The organism is Pedobacter sp. R20-19, from assembly GCF_000708265.2.
In the GTDB taxonomy this organism is placed as follows: domain Bacteria; phylum Bacteroidota; class Bacteroidia; order Sphingobacteriales; family Sphingobacteriaceae; genus Pedobacter.
This window is the reverse complement of the sequence record NZ_JCKI01000004.1, coordinates 270,571-290,842: the sequence shown is the minus strand read 5'-3', so window position 1 is coordinate 290,842 and position 20,272 is coordinate 270,571. Positions and strand designations below refer to the sequence as shown.

16 protein-coding genes are annotated in these 20,272 nt (G+C 36.6%); 7 read left to right on the top strand and 9 right to left on the bottom strand.

The window, feature by feature from the left end:
* Nucleotides 1–118: 118 nt before the first annotated feature.
* Nucleotides 119–1,069: a 3'-5' exonuclease gene (locus AN34_RS11555; RefSeq protein ID WP_029285511.1), complete on the top strand. Its 951-nt coding sequence runs from the start codon at nucleotides 119–121 to the stop codon at nucleotides 1,067–1,069.
* Between the two features lie 84 nt (nucleotides 1,070–1,153).
* Nucleotides 1,154–3,013: a M1 family metallopeptidase gene (locus tag AN34_RS11550; protein WP_029285509.1), complete on the top strand. Its 1,860-nt coding sequence runs from the start codon at nucleotides 1,154–1,156 to the stop codon at nucleotides 3,011–3,013.
* Nucleotides 3,014–3,075: 62 nt separating this feature from the next.
* Here AN34_RS11550 and queG read toward each other — a convergent pair whose 3' ends face one another.
* A complete protein-coding gene (gene queG, locus AN34_RS11545; RefSeq protein ID WP_029285507.1) occupies nucleotides 3,076–4,011 on the bottom strand; it encodes a tRNA epoxyqueuosine(34) reductase QueG in 936 nt (311 codons plus the stop codon).
* A gap of 134 nt (nucleotides 4,012–4,145) precedes the next feature.
* On the opposite strand from queG, the gene AN34_RS11540 reads away from it, so the two are divergent.
* A complete protein-coding gene (locus AN34_RS11540) occupies nucleotides 4,146–4,352 on the top strand; it encodes a hypothetical protein (RefSeq protein WP_029285505.1) in 207 nt (68 codons plus the stop codon).
* 56 nt (nucleotides 4,353–4,408) lie between these two features.
* Here the strand turns inward: AN34_RS11540 and AN34_RS11535 are convergent, their stop codons facing one another.
* The 3 genes from AN34_RS11535 to AN34_RS11525 all read right to left on the bottom strand — a co-directional run bounded on the left by AN34_RS11535 (nucleotide 4,409) and on the right by AN34_RS11525 (nucleotide 8,513).
* Nucleotides 4,409–5,917, bottom strand: coding sequence for a carbon-nitrogen hydrolase family protein (locus AN34_RS11535; RefSeq protein ID WP_029285503.1), 1,509 nt, complete (start codon nucleotides 5,915–5,917; stop codon nucleotides 4,409–4,411).
* Between the two features lie 645 nt (nucleotides 5,918–6,562).
* Nucleotides 6,563–7,585 carry a Holliday junction branch migration DNA helicase RuvB gene (gene ruvB, locus AN34_RS11530; protein ID WP_029285501.1) on the bottom strand — a complete coding sequence of 341 codons (1,023 nt, stop codon included), beginning with the start codon at nucleotides 7,583–7,585 and terminating at the stop codon, nucleotides 6,563–6,565.
* Between the two features lie 31 nt (nucleotides 7,586–7,616).
* Nucleotides 7,617–8,513 carry a 3-hydroxyacyl-CoA dehydrogenase family protein gene (locus tag AN34_RS11525; RefSeq protein WP_029285499.1) on the bottom strand — a complete coding sequence of 299 codons (897 nt, stop codon included), beginning with the start codon at nucleotides 8,511–8,513 and terminating at the stop codon, nucleotides 7,617–7,619.
* A 420-nt stretch (nucleotides 8,514–8,933) separates the two neighbouring features.
* On the opposite strand from AN34_RS11525, the gene AN34_RS11520 reads away from it, so the two are divergent.
* Both AN34_RS11520 and AN34_RS11515 read left to right on the top strand, forming a co-directional pair.
* Nucleotides 8,934–12,062 (top strand): TonB-dependent receptor, encoded by a 3,129-nt coding sequence (locus AN34_RS11520; protein ID WP_029285497.1) that lies wholly within the window; start codon nucleotides 8,934–8,936, stop codon nucleotides 12,060–12,062.
* A 12-nt stretch (nucleotides 12,063–12,074) separates the two neighbouring features.
* The gene (locus AN34_RS11515; protein WP_029285495.1) at nucleotides 12,075–13,682 is read left to right on the top strand and encodes a RagB/SusD family nutrient uptake outer membrane protein; all 1,608 of its coding nucleotides are present in this window, start codon (nucleotides 12,075–12,077) and stop codon (nucleotides 13,680–13,682) included.
* Between the two features lie 407 nt (nucleotides 13,683–14,089).
* Here AN34_RS11515 and pdxH read toward each other — a convergent pair whose 3' ends face one another.
* Entirely contained in the window at nucleotides 14,090–14,740 is a 651-nt protein-coding gene (gene pdxH, locus AN34_RS11510; RefSeq protein ID WP_029285493.1) for a pyridoxamine 5'-phosphate oxidase, read from the bottom strand.
* A 46-nt stretch (nucleotides 14,741–14,786) separates the two neighbouring features.
* On the opposite strand from pdxH, the gene AN34_RS11505 reads away from it, so the two are divergent.
* A complete protein-coding gene (locus tag AN34_RS11505; RefSeq protein ID WP_029285491.1) occupies nucleotides 14,787–15,350 on the top strand; it encodes a YqgE/AlgH family protein in 564 nt (187 codons plus the stop codon).
* On the opposite strand, the gene AN34_RS11500 is transcribed toward AN34_RS11505, so the two are convergent.
* The 3 genes from AN34_RS11500 to AN34_RS11490 all read right to left on the bottom strand — a co-directional run bounded on the left by AN34_RS11500 (nucleotide 15,347) and on the right by AN34_RS11490 (nucleotide 18,247).
* Nucleotides 15,347–16,480: an acyltransferase gene (locus tag AN34_RS11500; RefSeq protein WP_029285489.1), complete on the bottom strand. Its 1,134-nt coding sequence runs from the start codon at nucleotides 16,478–16,480 to the stop codon at nucleotides 15,347–15,349. The two genes, AN34_RS11505 and AN34_RS11500, sit on opposite strands and share 4 nt — an antisense overlap.
* An 18-nt stretch (nucleotides 16,481–16,498) precedes the next feature.
* The gene (purE, locus tag AN34_RS11495) at nucleotides 16,499–17,017 is read right to left on the bottom strand and encodes a 5-(carboxyamino)imidazole ribonucleotide mutase (RefSeq protein ID WP_051666464.1); all 519 of its coding nucleotides are present in this window, start codon (nucleotides 17,015–17,017) and stop codon (nucleotides 16,499–16,501) included.
* 90 nt (nucleotides 17,018–17,107) lie between these two features.
* Nucleotides 17,108–18,247 carry a 5-(carboxyamino)imidazole ribonucleotide synthase gene (locus tag AN34_RS11490; protein ID WP_029285485.1) on the bottom strand — a complete coding sequence of 380 codons (1,140 nt, stop codon included), beginning with the start codon at nucleotides 18,245–18,247 and terminating at the stop codon, nucleotides 17,108–17,110.
* 56 nt (nucleotides 18,248–18,303) lie between these two features.
* Between AN34_RS11490 and AN34_RS11485 the strand changes: the two genes are divergently transcribed.
* The gene (locus AN34_RS11485; RefSeq protein WP_029285483.1) at nucleotides 18,304–19,494 is read left to right on the top strand and encodes an aminoacetone oxidase family FAD-binding enzyme; all 1,191 of its coding nucleotides are present in this window, start codon (nucleotides 18,304–18,306) and stop codon (nucleotides 19,492–19,494) included.
* 23 nt (nucleotides 19,495–19,517) lie between these two features.
* On the opposite strand, the gene AN34_RS11480 is transcribed toward AN34_RS11485, so the two are convergent.
* Nucleotides 19,518–20,207, bottom strand: a complete 690-nt coding sequence (locus tag AN34_RS11480; RefSeq protein WP_051666463.1) for a hypothetical protein — start codon at nucleotides 20,205–20,207, stop codon at nucleotides 19,518–19,520.
* Nucleotides 20,208–20,272: the final 65 nt, after the last annotated feature.

Below are 20,272 nucleotides of genomic sequence, written 5' to 3'. Positions count from 1 at the left end.
AATATTTCCAATTAAATAAATGTGATGTACAAACAATCAATCCTTTTTAGCACTTTTGAATAAATATATATTAATGGATGTTGATTACAGCTTCATCTAAATCTGATATTAAAAACTGATGAAATTAAATTTAAAGCGCCCTTTAGCATTTTTCGATCTTGAGGCAACTGGTATAAACGTAGGAGCAGACAGGATTGTAGAAATTGCCATCTTAAAAGCAATGCCAGATGGAACTGAAATAGTTAAAACCTGGCGTGTAAATCCTGAAATGCCTATTCCATTACAAACCTCTCTTATTCATGGTATTTATGATGAGGATATTGCTGATGCGCCAACATTTAAAGCTTTAGCGGCAGAAATTGCTGAATTTATAGGAGAGAGTGATCTTGCCGGTTACAACTCAAATAAATTTGATATCCCAATGCTTCTGGAAGAATTTCTGAGGGCAGATGTTGATTTCGATATGACAGAAAGAAAGTTTGTTGATGTACAGAATATTTTCCACCAGATGGAACAGCGTACATTAAAAGCTGCTTATAAGTTCTACTGCCAGGAAGATTTGGTCAATGCACATGCCGCAGAAGCAGATGTTATTGCCACCTATAAAGTACTTTTAGGTCAGTTAGAAATGTACAAGGAAACTGAATTTGAAAGCAAACAGGGTGTTAAAAGTATTCCGGTTGTAAATGATGTAGATGCTTTGCATGTATTTACCAACATCAATAAACCTGTTGATTTTGCTGGTCGTTTGGTTTATAATGATCAGGATGAGGTTTGTTTTAATTTCGGCAAGCATAAAGGCAAAACCACTCAGCAGGTTTTTGCGGTAGAACCTAGTTATTATGCATGGATGAAAAATGGTGATTTTCCATTGTATACTAAAAAGAAACTGGATGAGGAATGGGCGAAGTTCAGCGCCAAAAAGAATGAAAATAGAGCACCAAGACCCCAAAATAATCCTCTGGCTCCTCGACCAGAGTTTAAAAAACCTCAGTCAAAACCTGATAAACCTGCAGAACCTATTAACACGGATATGCTGGAACAGTTGAAAATGAAGTTTGGAAAATAGGTTAGATGTGGAATTGGGAAGGTGAGAAGTTGGATAGATACGAGAGTGATAGCATTGTTCCCTAATTATATTTAAAATTCAAAAATGAAATTTATAAAAATATTTAGCCTGTTATTGGGTACGGCATTTTATGCGAGTGCACAAACTGCTTTACCGATAGCGCCTGAATTTCAGAAAACTTATCAAATTGAAAGCAGAAATGTTAGTGGAAAGCCTGGTAAAAATTACTGGCAAAATGCCTCTAAATATAATCTTAAAATAGATTTCAATCCGGCCAATCGTTTATTAAAAGGTATGGTCAGTGTGGTTTATACCAATAATAGTCCAGATGCATTAAGTGAAATCTGGTTTAAGTTGTATCCAAATCTTTATAAAAAAGGCACACCCAGAAAATCTAAAATTGCTGAATCTGATTTAGGCGAAGGGGTGGCTATCGAAAAATTAACGGCTGCTGGCAAAACGATCAGCAATTATCAAATTGATGGTACAAATATGACGGTTAAAGTGCCGGTAGTTTTACCGGGTAAAACCATTAAATTTGATATAGATTACCATTATACTTTAAATAAAGGTTCACACATGCGCACTGGTCAGGTAGATGACGGTTCACATTTCGTTGCTTACTTTTTTCCTCGAATTGCAGTGTATGATGATGTTGACGGATGGAATAAATACCCTTACACTGGCGCTGAAGAGTTTTATAATGATTTTGATCAATTTAATGCAGAGATAACAGTTCCGGGTGGTTATGGTGTTTGGGCAACTGGTGATCTTAAAAATGCTTCAGATGTTTTTCAGGAGCAGGTTGTAACCAGGCTAAATGCTGCTGAGAAGAAAGATGAAGTCATTGATGTGATCACAGATCAGGATTTGGCTGCTAAAAGAGTGACTAAGAATAATGCTTACAATACCTTTAAATTTGAGGCAATTCATGTTACAGATTTTGTTTTTGCCTTAAGTGATCATTATTTATGGAAATCAACCAGTTTAGTTGTTGATCCAAAAACGAAAAGAAGAACCCGTGTGGATGCCGTTTTTAATCCAAAACATAAAGACTATTACGAGGTTATTGATTTTGCCCGTAAAACGGTATCATCTATGAGTTTTGTTTTTCCAAAATGGCCCTTCCCATACAATCACGAAACTATTTTTGATGGTTTAGATCAAATGGAATATCCAATGATGGTTAATGATAACCCCGTTGATAGTCGTGAGGATGCCATTACTTTAACCGATCATGAAATTTTTCATACCATGTTTCCATTTTATATGGGAATTAACGAAACCAAGTACGGATGGATGGATGAGGGCTGGGCAACCATAGGAGAGTGGCTTATTTCTCCAATGATTGATTCGACAATGGTGGATGAATATGGGATTCAGCCAACTGCATCATCGTCAGGTGGTAAAGATGATACGCCGATTATGACATTAACTCCTGATTTAAAAGGCTCAGGCTCATTTACAAATTCGTACCCTAAGCCGGGCTTAGCTTATTTGTTTATTAAAGATTATTTAGGTGATGAAGTGTTTACGAAAGCCCTGCACACCTATATTAAAAACTGGAATGGAAAACATCCTATGCCATACGATTTTTTCAATAGTATCAATGAAGGAAGTGGTAAAAACTTAGACTGGTTTTGGAAACCATGGTTTTTTGAAGGTGGGGTTTTAGATTTAGGTATCAAGGCTGTGGATAAGACCAATAGCGGATATGCTGTTTCCATTGAAAATAAAGGGATAAAGCCTTTACCAATTGACCTGACTTTAACCTATGATGATGGTTCTACAGAGCAAAATCACAGTTCTATAGGGGTTTGGGAAAACGGAGATAAAGTAGTATTGGTAAATATAAAAACAACCAAAAAATTAAATAAAGTGGTGATGGGAAGTAGCCATGTTCCCGATAAATCAAAAGGTGATAATACCTTTAATGTGAAATAAGCAATTAAATGATTTGATTAATAAAGGGCCTTTAATGATCAATGGCCCTTTGTTTTTTAAAGCTATTGTGGCTTAAGAAAATCTATATTTCGCTTTAATCCATTGTATTTAGTGCGTTTAACGGCAGAACCCTTAAATACCTTTTTGAACACATCATCTGTAATTTCAGTTATGTCTTTAGCGCTGAGATCTAAAAGTCCATTTTCTGGTTTAAAAGCTTCCTCATTGTGGGCTTTTGAAAATCTGTTCCATGGGCAAACATCCTGACAAATATCACAGCCAAACATCCAGTTGCTCATTTTATCTTTGAATTCTGTTGGTATTTCATTTTTCAATTCGATGGTGAGGTAAGAAATACATTTTGTTCCGTCTACCACCTGTGGAGCAATAATCGCATCTGTAGGGCAGGCATCTAAACACCTGGTACAGGTTCCGCAATGGTCGGTTTGAAATGGATGATCATAATCTAAGGCTAAATCAACAATCAGTTCAGCCAGAAAGAAGAAGGAACCTTCTGTTTTACTGATTAAATTTGAATTTTTACCAATCCAGCCAATACCTGATTTTTTGGCCCATGCACGGTCAAGAACTGGTGCTGAGTCTACAAATGCTCTTCCCGATACTTCACCAATATTTTCTTCAATGAAATGCGTTAGGGCTTTAAGCTTATCTTTAATTACGGTATGATAATCCTGGCCATATGCATATTTGGAAATTTTTGGAGCATTAGAATCCAGTTGTTTTTCTTCAGTGTAATAATTTAAGGATAAGGAGATAACAGATTTTGCACCATCTACCAGTAGCCTGGGGTCAAGGCGTTTATCAAAATAATTCTCCATGTACTTCATCTCGCCGTGATGATTTTGTTGAAGCCAGTTTTCTAGCCTGGGCGCTTCACTTTCCAAAAACTCTGCTTTTGAAATACCCACATCTAAAAATCCAAGACGTTTGGCTTCATCTTTAATTAGCTGGCTATATTTTGTTGCATTGTTGTACACAGAACTGCAAAGATAAGGCTTAGGATTTAAAACATTTTGATTAATCAAGTGTTCTTCCTTCAGAAACTAAATTATTTATAATGCCTCTTAATCATTAAGAAATGATGATTAAGGAATTTACCAATAACTAAAATATGGAAAATATAGATCCACAACATACGGAATCAGGAGCAGCTCCTCAACCGATTGAAAAAGATTATGAAAGTCATAAAGATGCACCAGGGCCAGCAAAACCAGCCGTAACCGAAAAAGATGAAAATGGTGCAGGATCTGTTTTAAAATGGATTTTACCTGTAGCAGTCCTCATTGGACTAATCGTATGGTTTGTATTAAGAAAATAATTAGCTTTAGATTAGATTGAATGCCGGTTGTTGATGCAACCGGCATTTTTTTTAACTTATTTTAGCAATTTCGTTTGATATAAATCTGTTCTTCTGTCTTTTAGAACTTTAACTGTTCCATAATGGTGCAACTCGTCTAAAAGATGTAAATCAACATCAACCACCAATACCATTTCTGTATTTGGTGTAGCTTCTGCCTTAACGGCATTCGTTGGAAAAGCAAAATCTGAAGGAGTAAACACTGCTGATTGCGCAAATTGTATATCCATATTATTAACCTTCGGTAGATTGCCTACACAACCTGCAATGGCAACATAACATTCGTTTTCTATCGCCCTGGCCTGTGCACAATGTCTCACACGTGTGTAACCGTTTTGTGTATCTGTTAAGAATGGAACAAACAGAATTTGCATCCCCTGGTCAGCATAAATTCTGCTCAATTCAGGAAACTCGACATCATAGCAAATCAAAATTCCAATTTTCCCACAATCCGTATCAAAAACCTGAACTTTATCACCGCCAATCATTCCATAGTATTTCTGCTCATTTGGGGTGATGTGGATTTTTCTATATTCATCTATCTTACCAGTTCTGTGGCATAAATAAGTGGCATTATAGAGTTTACCATTTTCCAATAACGGCATACTGCCAGTTATGATATTTACATTGTAGCTCAATGCATATTCGTGCATTCTGTCTACAATTTCCTGGGTTTTCTCTGCCAGTTTACGCATGGCTTCAATTTCAGGAAGATGGTTGTATGGCTGAAGGAGTGGTGTGTTGAATAACTCTGGAAACATGATGAAATCAGATTTGTAACCACTCAATGCATCAACAAAAAATTCAACCTGTTCATAAAACACGTCCATATCTGGAAACAAGCGCATTTCCCATTGAACTAAGCCTAGCCTAATGGTCATGGCAGAACGTGCTGAAGCATCAACACCTTGGTAATAGATATTATTCCATTCTATTAAGGTGGCAAATTCTTTTGATTCTTTATCGCCTGGTAAGTAGTTTTTCAGAACTTTTCTTACGTGGAAATCATTGGAGATTTGAAAGGTTAATGTAGGGTCATAAATTTCTTTGGCTTTAACCTTATCTATATATTGTCTTGGTGTTAAGGTTTGTGAATAGGTATGGTAACCTGGGATTCTTCCACCGGCAATGATACTTTTCAGGTTTAAACTTTCACAAAGTTCCTTTCTGGCTTCGTAAAGTCTCCTTCCAAGTCTTAATCCGCGAAAATCAGGATGTACAAAGATTTCGATGCCATATAGTGTGTCGCCATTTGCATCATGTGTAGAGAAAGAATAATCTCCGGTTATTAATTTATATGTATGTCGATCTCCATATTCATCATATTCAACAATGATGGCAAGCGAACAGGCCACTACTTTATTATCAACAGCAATACAAAGTTGTCCTTCAGGAAATATATTTAAGAGTTTAGCAATGCTGGCTTTTGGCCAAATGGATCCACCCATGCTATCATAGGCTTGTAACATAGACTCTTTTAAATCAGCATAATCTTCGAGCGTCAGCTTACGTAATTCAATATTCATAAATTTGTTGGTTTTACCCTTAGTGAACGGATGTGGGCATTAAATGTTTGATTAAATAATAATAATCATTTAATAGATTCTAAAAGTACAGTTTATATTCTTTTTAGGAATATTTTATTATTTTAGATTATGACAGAAAATGAAGTTTCATACATTGTTAGAGGTTCCATATTTGGGGTTTATAATACTTTAGGACCAGGTTTATGGATTAGACGAATAGTAATGAATTATAAATAAAATATATTCCAACATATCGTCAATATAGTATCTAAATCTATTATAATATTTAAGCTTTGTTTTGATCTTCATTAATTTTTCCCGCAGATTGCTGAGGATAATAAACACAGATTTAAGGAAGTTATAAAATATAGGCTATTTAAAAATCTATTGTAATCAGCGTTTATAATCTATTTAGATCTGCGGGCCTAATTATTTTTAGCATCTATGATTACCGCTATTTTCAAGTTGCATTAATTTTCCCCGCAGATTGCTGAAGATAAGAAACGCAGATTTAAGGAAATTATGAAATATAGGATGTTTAAAAATCTATTGTAATCAGCGTTTATAATCTTTTTAAATTGGCGGGCCTAATTACCTTTAGCATCTATAATTACTGTAAATCTTAATTTTGTTGCAAACATAATGCTAAAATAATTTCCCGGTTTGTGCCGGATAATTTTTCTTCAAGTGCTTGTATGCAGCTTCCGTAACTTCACGGCCACGGGAGGTTCGCATAATGAAGCCTTCCTGAATTAAAAAGGGTTCATAAACTTCTTCGATAGTACCTTCGTCTTCTCCAACAGCAGTAGCAATGGTTTTTAAGCCCACTGGTCCACCTTTAAATTTATCAATAATGGTTGTCAGGATTTTATTGTCCATTTCATCTAAACCATGTTCATCTACATTAAGTGCATTTAAAGCATAGTTAGCAATATCAGGATCAATGCTTCCGGTACCTTTTATCTGAGCAAAATCTCTGGTACGTCGCAAAAGTGCGTTGGCAATACGTGGCGTACCTCTACTACGGCGGGCAATTTCAAATGCGCCTTCATCACTGATTGGTGTATTTAAAATGTCTGATGATCGCAGTACAATAGTCGTTAATAATTTAGCATCATAATAAGCTAAACGACAGTTGATTCCAAATCTGGCTCTTAGTGGAGCAGTAAGTAAGCCAGATCGGGTAGTAGCACCAACCAGCGTAAAAGGGTTAAGTGAGATTTGAACTGACCGTGCATTCGGACCACTCTCCAGCATGATATCGATTTTGAAATCTTCCATTGCAGAATAAAGATATTCTTCAACTAATGGCGATAAACGATGAATTTCATCAATGAAAAGAATATCACCTTCATCCAAACCTGTTAGAAGACCGGCCAAATCACCTGGTTTATCTAATACGGGGCCTGAAGTTACTTTTATTCCGGCGCCCATTTCATTGGCTATAATGTAAGATAGTGTCGTTTTACCTAAACCCGGAGGGCCATGCAATAAAACATGATCTAATGCTTCACCACGAAGTTTCGCTGCCTGAACGAAAATCCGTAGATTTTCCATCACCTTCTCCTGTCCGGTAAAATCTTCAAAGGCTTGTGGTCTGAGTACCCTTTCAATATCACGGTCAGTTGGCGAGAGGTGGTTAGCATCCGGATCAAGATTTTCGTTCATAATGCAAATATAAAATAAAATGCTAAAAAAATTAGGATTTCTTAAATTTATCTGAAACCACCAACTCTTTGGATCCAGGGGTATATTTGTAGAATCCTTCTCCTGATTTTGTTCCTTTTTTTCCTGCAGCTACCATGTTAATTAATAGCGGGCAAGGTGCATATTTAGGGTTTCCAAATCCCTCTTGCAATACTTTCAGAATAGCCAGGCAAACATCAAGCCCGATAAAATCAGCAAGTTGAAGTGGGCCCATTGGATGTGCCATGCCAAGTTTCATTACGGTATCAATTTCATACACCCCGGCAATACCTTCATATAAAGTATAAATGGCTTCATTAATCATGGGCATCAAAATCCGGTTAGCTACAAATCCAGGATAATCGTTCACCTCAACAGGTACTTTTCCAAGATTTTCGGAAAGAGACATGATCGCTTTGGTCGTTTCATCGCTCGTTTGGTATCCCCGAATCACTTCAACCAGTTTCATCACGGGTACAGGATTCATGAAGTGCATGCCAATGACCTTATCTCCACGATTGGTAACTGCCGCAATTTGCGTAATCGAAATAGATGATGTATTAGAAGCCAGAATGGCATCAGCAGGGGCATAAACATCTAAATCCTTAAATATTTTTAACTTCAATTCTACATTTTCTGTTGCAGCTTCAACAATTAAATCTGCTTTGGCCACTCCTTCACTAATCGATGTAAGGGTGGTGATATTTTTAAGTGTAGCAGTCCTCTGCTCTTCGGTGAGTAATCCCTTACTTACTTGTCTGTCCAGGTTTTTGGCAATCGTTGTCATAGCCTGATCAAGTACGGTTTGTTGAATATCAATAAGATTTACTTTGTAATCATATTGTGCAAACAGATGTGCAATGCCATTTCCCATTGTTCCTGAGCCAATGACAGATATATTTTTTATCATTTTGGTTATTTCTTTTATTTATAGTGATTATTATTTTGGTAATTCTTTGTGAATTTTTATTAATGCTTGAAATTATTAATCTTTTGTTCTGGTAAATTCCATTAATAGCAAAATTTGTTCAAAATTCTATCAAAATTGTATTATTTAACATTCAAATATGCTTCATCGATACAAATAATGCATTCGTCGTCACTTAACATTTTATATTTTTTAAATATACTTTATTAGCTACCGAATTATTAATCATCGCAATTGTTCGTAAGAACTGGAAAACCTCTCAAGTTTTCCTAAAGATGAAAAATGTCAAACTGATCATTTTTAATGGTGCACTTAGCAGAACTCAAACCAGTTCTAAAAGGGCTATGCTTTGATTAATTCTTCAAATATATTATTAACTATTTAAACTAAAATTAAATGTAAATGAAAAGAAACCTACTCAAGTTTTTGTTGTTCTTTATGGTTTTGTTGGTTACAAAAGTTTCCGCACAAGAAAGAACTGTTACCGGTGTAGTCACATCAAAAGATGATGGTTTACCAATCCCGGGGGTAAGTGTGAAGGTTGTTAACAGTAAACTCGGCGTTTCTACTGGCGCAGATGGAACTTATTCAATCCGAGTTAGTGCTGCATCAGCAGTGCTGCAGTTCTCCTCTATAGGCTATTCAACACAAAACATTCCTGCCGGAAGATCTATGAAAATTAACGTATCATTAGTTTCTGACGCGAATGCCCTAACAGATGTGGTAGTAATTGGATATGGTACCGCTAAAAGAAAGGATGTTACGGGTTCTGTTGCCAGCATTAAAGGCGAAGATTTAGCTGGTAAGCCAGTTGCCAGTTTTGATCAGGCCCTTGCAGGTAAAATCACAGGCGTTCAGGTAACCAATTCAAGTGGTATTTTGGGCGCTGCTCCACGTATTCGCATTCGTGGTACAAATAGTATCTCATCTGGTGCAGATCCATTGTATGTGGTTGATGGAATGGTGATTATGTCTGGTGGTTCAAGCAGCGTTGCATCAATCAATCCGTTGGGAGACATTAATCCAAATGACATTCAAAGTGTTGATGTGTTAAAGGATGGTGCGGCTACAGCCATTTATGGATCAAGAGGTGCCAATGGTGTAATCATTATCACCACCAAAAAGGGCGTTAAAGGAAAAACACAGGTGAATTACAATTCTTGGTTTGCCTCGGCAAATGTTGCCAAACGTTTTGATTTGCTAAATGCTCAAGAATTTGTAACCATTGCCAATGAGAAACTTTTCAACGCCGGTACCACTACACCGCAAGCAGTTTTAGCTAATGATGCATCGGGTAATGTAATTGATACCGACTGGCAGGATTTAGTTTTTAACAAGAATGCATTCCAGCAAAATCACAATATATCTTTTAGTGGAGCAACTGATGTATCAAACTATTATTTTTCTTTGGGTTATGCTAATTTAAAAGGCACAACTGTTGGAAATAATCAAACGAAATATCAGTTTTCAGGGAAATTTGAGCAAAAAGCGTTAAACAATTATTTAACCTTTGGTGCAAGTTTAACCGGATCGTATGTTAAAAATACCGGCCTAAATTCTGGAACCAGTTCTCTATCAGGTAATATTGGAAATGCAATCAGGGCCTTACCTAATGTTGGAGCATTTAATGCAAATGGTTCTTACAATTTAAGTTCAGATAATGCTCGCTTGGGCAAAGGTGCTAACTTAAAGGAAATTGATGATAACTATACCAATATCAAGTATGTGTTAGATCATAATATATTCAGCAATCAAACCTTTACATTATTGGGGAATGCCTTTGCCGATATTAAAATTATTGAAGGATTAAACCTGCGTTCACAAATTTCTACACAAAATGTTTTTGGCGAAGATTATCAATATCTAGATCCATTACATGGTGATGGTGGCAGTGCAACAAAAGGCTATGAATTTCAACAATACATTCCGAGATTTAGATACAGCTGGACAAACACAGCAACCTACAATAAGGTAATTGGCGATCATTCATTTGGGGCTACCGTTGGTATTGAGTACCAAAAATCAAAAGAAAGATCGTTTTATGCGAGTGGATCTCAATTATCAAGTACTTTTTTTAGTGGAGAGAATATTATCAGCAATTCCTTAACACAATCTACATATGGTATAGGTGGTGGTGTAACTGAAAATGCTTATAAATCATATTTCGCAAGGGCTAATTATGCTTTCAAAGATCGCTATTTAGTATCTGGAACTTACCGTATTGATGCCATCTCCTCACTTCCATTAGGCAATCAAAGCGCAAAACTTCCTGGCGTATCGCTAGGGTGGAGAATTTCTCAGGAAGATTTCTTTAAGGATAATGTAAAGTTTATTAACGATTTGAAAATTCGTGGTGGTTATGCAAAAACAGGAAATACCGACATTGGTAATTATCCTTTTGCAGGGACCTTTGGTGCAGCAACTTATGGCGTTCAGAGTGGCTTGGCTTATACCCAGGTTGGCAATAGCTCACTAAAATTTGAAACCAGTGGAAAATATGATGTTGGTATAGATGCGACCCTGTTTGACAGCCGCATTACTTTAACAGCAGATTATTTTAAAAATAATGTAGATAATCTGATTCTTGCCGCACCAACTGCGCCATCTTTAGGTGTTCCAGGGAATTCCATTAATCAGAACGTTGGTAAAATGTATAATAAAGGTTATGAATTTGCAATAAGCGCTGATATTTTGAGAGATAGTCCATTCAAATGGAATGCCGCTTTTAATATCACTTTTGTGAAGAATAAAATTACACAGCTTTCAAACAATAATTCGGATATCACCTACACATATAATGTTAACCGGGTTGGTGAATCCATTGGTTCTTTATACGGTTATGAATATGCTGGTGTAAATGCTGCAAATGGTAATCCTTTATATGTTAAGGCAAACGGACAAGTTATTCAGGGTAATATTGCTAATCAAACATATTATAACTATGATCCTGCAAATCCAACAGCATTAACTACTGCAACAACTTTGGCTGCTACAGACAAGAAAATACTAGGGCAGTCTAACCCAACTTACTATGGTGGTTTGGTAAATAACTTTAGCTATAAAGGTTTTGATTTAAACATTAATATGGTATTCTCTGGCGGAAACAAAGTGATGAATATCACGCGTCAGGAAAGTCTTTTAAATCAAAAATTCTTAAACAATGGTACCGAAATTTTAGAGCGGTGGACTACTCCAGGCCAAGAGACAAGTGTGCCTAAGCTTTATTATGGCAGAGATGCTTTTACCAATTTAACCTCAAGTGCTTCATCTCGTTTTGTTGAGGATGGTAAATTTATCAGGGCCCAGGATATTATATTAGGCTATTCATTTCCTAAATTATTCACTGATAAAATAAAACTTAATCGATTAAGAATTTACGCACAAGTACAAAATGCTTTTGTAATAACCCCGTATTCTGGTTTAGATCCTGAATTAAATTATAGTACAACCACTAACAGTCAGGCAGGTTTGGATTACAATACCAACCCGAAAGCTAGAACATTTTTAGTGGGTTTAAATGTTGGATTTTAAGAATATACAGATATGAAGAATTTTAAAATAAAAAATAAATATACTTACGTAGCCTTACTTTCAATCATATTATCAGTAAGTTCTTGCGAGAAATACACAGAATTAAATCCTATTAATTCGCTATCAGAAGCTACAGCTTTTGATACACCTGCAAATATAGAATTAGTTGCCGCAGGTGTGTATAGTACCGCAGCAGTAGGTACTTATAATGGGAGTACAGGCCGTGGTTATCCATTTGGAGCCGCAGCAATTGAGCAAGGCGAAATGAGAGGAGAGGACATGGTCAATCTGGCTACGTTTTATCAAATCACCTATGAATCAACCTATACTGCTACAACGGCTAATAACATTAACCTTTGGAGCAATTTATACGCACTAATTAATCAATGTAATATCTTAATTGCTGGTGTAGAATCTGCTGCAGCAAAAGGAACCATAACTACAGCTGTATCTACACAGTATGCTGCAGAAGCTCGCTTTTTAAGGGCTTTGGCACATCATGAACTGGTAATTAATTTTGCACGTCCATATGTGGATGCAAATGGAAGCAATGTTGGAGTACCTTACCGTACCATTGCAGTAAATTCAACCGATGCGGTAACTTCACAAGTTCTTGTACCAAGGGGAACAGTTGCTGAAGATTATACTAAAATTTTAGCAGATCTGGATTATGCGGAAACAAATTTACCAGCAACAAGATCTACTTATGCCATCACAAGAGCTACAAAAGGTGCGGCAATCGCTTTAAAAACACGTGTTAAATTGCACATGAATGATTTTGCTGGTGTAATAACAGAAGGAGCGAAGTTGGGTACTTCAGCAGCCACCGGTCCATATACCAGTGCTATTGGCAATTATGCCTTAACGGCATCAGCCGATGGCCCCTTTACCGGCTTTGCTAACAATACCGAATCTATTTTTTCTATTGAAAATAGTGCAGCAGCAAATGGTGGTACAAATGGAGCATTGCCTAATATGTTTGGCCCGGCCAGTTTAGGAGGAAGGGGATTGGTGGCAACAAGCCCTAATTTGTATAATGCCTCATTTTGGGTAACAGGCGATACCAGAAGAACGCTTTTACAAGTTCAGCAAACGACTACAGGAGCAAAATATTTCTTCAATTATAAGTATAGAGATTACACCAACAAAACAGATTATGCGCCAATTATTAGATATGCAGAGGTTTTATTAAATGTGGCTGAGGCTTATTCCAGAACCACAGCTTTAGATACCAGGGCCTTAAATCTTTTAAATGCAGTAAGAAATAGGGCTGTTCCGGTGGCCAGTCAATACGTTATGGCGAATTTTGCTTCTCAAACGGCACTTACTCAAGCCATATTAAATGAGCGAAGAATTGAGTTTGCTGGTGAGGGAAGAAGATGGCCAGATATTACCAGGCTTTCTAAAGATGCTAATTTTCAGGTAGCCGGTGGTGGAATTCCAGCGAAGATTCTGGTTACCGCATTAAGTGGAACAGGTTCTAACTGGGATGTAACCTCGAGGCCAACTACCGCTGCGGCCAAGGCTGCAATTGCTTATAGCGACTATAGATATGTTTGGCCGATTCCAACGGATGAATTGAATGCCAATCCAAATATATCTCAAAACCCAGGTTACTAAAATTTAAATAGTTATTAAACACAAATGCCATCCTAATTCAGGATGGCATTTGTGTTTAAAGATAATGTTAGTTAAATATATTGATCTTCATTACGGTATAATGTGTTGAATAACAAAACTATAAAGTTAAAATTTGTTAAGAAAAAGTTAAATATCTGAGTTGATTTTCTTTAATCGACAAATATCAATTGTTCACCGATACATGTTTTATATAAACTTAATTTCTGATGATATTTGATCTATCAAGTAAACGAAATGAATGACTTGTTAAATGAAATAGAGATTAATCGGCGAAAAATTAAGTTCGACGTTTTTATAAAAGTACTTCCTTGAAAATTAGGTTAGTTAATGATTAGTTAGAAATAGAGATCTTGCTGGATAGCAGATCTCTATTTGTTTTAAATATCTTATGGTGCTAATCTACTTTTAACCCATTCATTTTTAATCCATTCAAAGTTTACACGATCATGTAAGCGGCTTCTTCTTCCTTGCCAGAATTCGATTCGTGTAGGCTTTACAATGTAACCACCCCAATGTGCAGGCTTTACAATATTTTTATCCTCACTTTTAGATTTTAATGCTTCAAATTTTTCTTCTAAAAAAGACCGGTTTGGGATGACCTGGCTTTGTGGAGATGCAATGGCACCGATCTGACTTGCCACCGGACGGGTATTAAAATAGGCTTCTGAAGTTTCTTTATCCAACTTTTCTACTGTCCCTTCGATTCTTACTTGTCGTTCCAGCTCCGGCCAGAAGAAAACCAGTGCAGCATAAGGGTTTCTTTTTAATTCTTTACCCTTTGCACTTAAATAATTGGTGAAAAACCTGAACCCGTCATCATCCACACCTTTTAAAAGCACAATTCGGGCATCTGGTCGGCCAGATTTATCAGCGGTTGCCAATGTCATTACATTAGGTTCATAAATCTGAGCTTCAACAGCATGATCAAACCATTTTTTAAATTGGGTAATAGGATTGTTATCTACGTCAGACTCATCTAACGTGGCGCTTTTATATTCTTGGCGCAGGTTTTGTAGATATTCATTAGTAACTTGCATAAAACAAAAATAGGCATCTTTTATGGTGCTACAAATGATTATCATCATGCTTAACAATATAAAACCAAAAACAGGCCGTTTATTAATCTCCGAACCCTTTATGTCTGATCCTAATTTCAAAAGATCTGTTGTAATATTATCCGATCATGGAAATGATGGTTCTGTGGGTTATATCTTAAATCAGGTAGCTAATGTGGTTTTAAAAGATGTAATTCAGGATTTATGGGAGGCACAAAACCACATTTATTTTGGCGGACCTGTGGCTGCTGATACCTTGCATTTTATTCATCGTGCTTATGATAAACTACAAAGTGGTGAACCTATTGGCAATGGCTTATACTGGGGCGGTAATTTTGAAACCCTTAAAATTTTAATCAATACTAACGCTATCGACGAGAGTGAAGTTAAGTTTTTTATGGGATATTCCGGCTGGGACAATGGGCAGTTAGATAGAGAATTGGAACAAAATGCCTGGATGGTAAGTGAGGTTTCTGATCTCGACCTCATTTTCGGCAATGATGATGAAAAACTCTGGCGAGATGTAATTGTAAATCTGGGGCCAAAATATGCACATGTAAGCAACTTTCCAATTGATCCGAGTTTGAATTAAGCTTTAATTTTTTTCAGAAATTTCTTTTGCAACCAATTTCGAACAGGCTCATCATAATATCTCAAACTTAAGTAGGCAATACCAACACTTCCTGCAAATAATAACAAGCCGATTGGAAATCCCTTTTCAAAAGTAATTTTATTGTCGATAACCCATGCGGTGTAAACGTAAATAAGAGGATAATGGGTGATGTAAATCGGGTAGGAGATCTCACCTAAAAATTTACATATGCGCTGACTTTTTTTTCCAACAATGTGACTTCCTGCTCCTATGGAAACGATTAGTGGGAAAATGAAAATAATTACAATTGATTCATAGATTCCATTCATCCAAAGGTTTTCTAAACCGCCAAATCTCGGAATGGATAATACAGTAAGTAATAACAGTGCACACACCCAAAAACCGCCTTTAATATTAATCAGTTTACCAAATCTAGCCAACAAAATTCCAGCAAAAAAAGGAAATAGTAACCGAGTGAAGCCGATTGTAAGTTGTTCAAGAGTAATAGACCAGCCGCCAATTACATCGCCCTGCTTACCAAATATGGTATGATAAATTAATAAGCAGCCAGCCGATAAAACCAACATGGATAGAGCCGTCTTAGAAAATTTCCTTACCAGTAATGCATACATGATATTGCCAATGTATTCGAAAAATAATGACCATGTCGGACCATTTAAAGGGTGCATTTCCTGCCAGCCTCTGATGTCCATTGATGGTAAGACAGGAATGACGGTAAAACCAATGAGCATAATCAATATCAGTTGCCAAACAGGAGTTTGTGCAATGGGCGGAAATGTTGGCCCTAAACCCTGATAAAATAACACCGCTCCAATAATCGTCCCGATAATGACCATCGGCTGTAACCTAATCAGTCTTCGTTTAAGAAACTCCCATTTGGTTAATTTTCCCCATCGGTCATCATAAGCGTAAGCGATTACAAAACCAGATAACAAGAAGAAAAAATCAACAGCCAGGTAACCGTGGTTTAATAGTTGTTGAAAACGGTTGCCCATGGAGAATGCCTCCATTATATGGAACATTACCACAAAAAATGCAGCTACACCACGTAAACCATCAAGAATCTGATAATGGTTTTTAGTATTGAGTACTTCAGTTTGAGCGTTCATTAAATGAGGATAGGAGGGTTACATGCTTTCAGCGCTTTCTTCCACTTTTCTTCTCAACTCATCTTTATATGCCTGCATTTTTATCCTTAAAGATTCATCTGCTGTTGCCAAAATTTGAGCAGCCAACAAGCCCGCATTTTTAGCAGCATTAAGCGCAACAGTAGCTACCGGAATACCATTAGGCATTTGCAGAATGGATAAAATACTATCCCAGCCATCAATAGAGTTAGAAGATTTTACAGGAACGCCAATTACAGGTAATGTGGTAATAGAAGCCACCATTCCAGGTAAATGAGCCGCACCGCCAGCACCTGCAATAATAACTTTTAAACCTCTGGCATGGGCTTCCTTAGCATAATTAAACATACGTTCGGGTGTTCTATGCGCAGATACTACTGTGATTTCATAATCAATCCCAAATTCTTTTAATATATCAGCAGCGTCTTGCATTACGGGCAAATCAGATTTGCTACCCATAATTATTCCTACTAAGAACCCTTCTGTCCCTAAAAAGGAACCTGAATTTCCATCGTTCATATCTATATGTTTATATCTTATCTAAAAATTTATTTGATGTTTTGCTATTTCCACACCGCCTTTAAACTCCTCCTTTAGGAGGCTGGGGGCTTACGCAATTACTTTAAGTGTCTTTTGTACATACCTTGCTTTTTCAATGGCCTTATCCCTGTCAATATCAACAATGGTAACATGACCCATTTTACGAAAAGGTTTGGTATATTTTTTACCATAGAGGTGAACAAATACACCATCAATGGCCAATATTTTCTCCAGGTTTTCATATTTAGCTACACCTTCTGAACCCTTTTCGCCTAAGAGGTTAATCATAACCGCATTGGTAATGCTCGTTGTATCGCCTAAAGGCAAATTATAGATAGATCTTAAATGTTGCTCAAATTGAGAAACATAGTTTCCTTCAATAGTGTGGTGGCCGCTATTATGTGGTCTTGGGGCCACTTCGTTTACTAAAATCTCACCATCCCTTGAAACAAACATTTCTACCGCTAAAATACCTGTAATATTCATAGCTGATGCAATATTTTTGGCTATATTTTCTGCCTTTTGTTGCAGGCTTTCTGCATAGGTAGAAGGCGAGATCAGAAATTCAACCAGGTTAGCTTCCGGGTTAAATTCCATTTCAACCATCGGGAAGGTTTTCATATCACCTTTTGCATTTCTGGCCACGATTACGGCAACTTCTTTTTCAAAATCAACCAGTTTTTCAATAATACAAGGTGCGTCGAATGCATCATTTAAATCATCAGCACTATTTATTCTCATTACTCCTTTACCATCATATCCATCTTTACGCAATTTTAAAATGTATGGGAAAGGAATCTGGCTATTTTCGATATCTTCTTTAGTATTTACAATTTGAAAGGGAGAGGTTGGTATATCATTCTCTTTAAAAAATTGCTTTTGAACCCCTTTATCCTGAATCAAACGAATCACTCTCGATTGCGGAAATACTTGTTTTCCTTCTTTTTCCAGTTGTTCTAAAGCTTCAATATTTACCTTCTCAATTTCGATGGTGATTATATCTGCCTTCTTGCCAAAATTGTAAACTGTGTCAAAATCTGTTATCGAACCATTTTCAAAATAATTTGCCAGGTGTTTACATGGTGCATCCGGATCAGGATCTAAAACCAAAGAAGTTACATTATAATTGATTGCTTGCTGAATAAGCATTCTGCCTAGTTGTCCACCACCTAAAATACCTAATTTTAATTCGCTTATCTGTTTTGCCATGAGGGGTTGAAAATTATGCTAATTTTGTACAAAAGTAACAATTTAGGTTTTAAATGATGGATGCAGATGCGATTATTATTGGTGCAGGTGCTTGTGGTTTAATGTGCGCCGTACAGGCGGGCTATCTGGGTAAAAAGGTTATCGTGCTGGAAAAGAATGAAAAACCCGGAGCTAAAATTTTAATCTCTGGTGGTGGGCGCTGCAATTATACCAATCAGTTTGCATCTGCAGAGCAGTTTATTTCTGCTAATACTCATTTTATCAAATCCGCTTTTAATCAATGGACGGTTGATGATACCATCAGTTTTTTCGAAACTTATGGTATTCAGGGGAAAGAAAAAACATTGGGTCAATTGTTTCCTGATGGTAAGAATGCAAGAGATGTGGTGGAAGTTTTTACTTCTATTAGTGCAGATTTGGGGCAAGAAATCAGAACTAAAGCTGATGTTAAGGAAATTGAAGTTTTGCCTGATGGCTTTAAAGTAGTTTATGAGAAACTTGGAAAAACTATTTCCCTCTGTGCGGAGAAATTAGTGATTGCCACAGGAGGCTTACCCATACCAAAAATGGGTGCCACCGATTTTGCCTTGCGTTTTGCCAGGAAACACCAATTAAAAATTATAGAAACCGCTCCGGCTTTAGTTCCTTTAACCATCACCGGAAAAGATGAAGAATGGTTCTCACAGCTTTCTGGTAATTCGGTTTTTTGTGAAGTAAGTAACAACGAGATTTCTTTTGAAGAAAATATCCTTTTCACGCATTGGGGATTAAGCGGTCCGGCAATTTTGCAGATTTCCTCCTTCTGGCGTAGGGGTGAGGCCATTAATTTAAATCTTCTTCCCGGAGAAAACATACTTCTATTACTAGATGAGGAACGTAAAATGAACGGAAGAACCTTAGTTTCTACCTTACTGAACCGTTTTTATACAAAAAAGCTGACAGATGCTTTGGGTAAGTTTTTACCTTTAAGTAAGCCTGTAGCTTCATTAACCAAAATTGAAATTGAGCTAATTGATCAAACCATACACCGCTTTAAAGTGAAGCCTGCTGGTGATAAGGGTTATGATAAAGCAGAGGTTATGCGTGGCGGAATTGATACCAATGAAATTTCTTCCAAAACCCTGGAGTGCAAAAAAATGCCTAATCTATTCTTCGGTGGCGAATGTTTGGATGTAACAGGCTGGCTTGGTGGTTATAATTTCCAATGGGCCTGGGCAAGTGGTTTTGTAATTGCACAGCAAATTTAACCAATAAAAATAGGCTTATCATATTACAAATAAACATTAGGCATAATTTCCCAGGCCCAAGGTTTTTTAAAGGTTTTAAATGTTCGCAGCTGACTAAAAAATAAGACCTCACTGGTTTTTTGATTGGCAATATCCCTGCGGTGTAAATTGCCAACAGTGGTAAAGAGTTGTCGCGAAGTAAAATCGTAAATTCTTTCTGTCATATCACCAGTGTTCTGGTTAAAATAAAGGTTAATTGCATTGGTAAGGAACCAATCTTTATTTTGGAACTTAAAAGTATAGCCCAATTCCCATCGCCATTCACTTCCTCCTCTAAAGCGTAAAAATAGTTGTTGATCTTTTATCTCAACTTGTTGTAATGGATCTCCAAGTTTTCCACCTTCTTCAGAACGTAAGATAAAATCGTTATTCTGGGTAGATAAGTGATATGCACTACCATTTTTATCTTTGAAATAAATCGCTAAAATGCGTGGTTTCTGTGTTTCCTTGATGATTTCAGAATTGTTGTCGCCATATGTTCGGGTTTCATCAATTGTCTGATTTGATTCAAAAATCAAAGCCAGGTCTTCTGTCTGATCATTATTTAAGTCGCCTTGAACCATTTCGATTACCTTCCAGTTATTTAAGGTAAGTTGCGCTATTGATGAACCTTGCTGCTTTACTTTAGGGAAAATAAATGATTTTTGAGCAAAGCTGATTTGCACAGATAGCATTATTAATAGAAAATAGAAAACTTTCATTCAGGTAGTAATGGTGTTGATGTAATTTTTAAACGTTT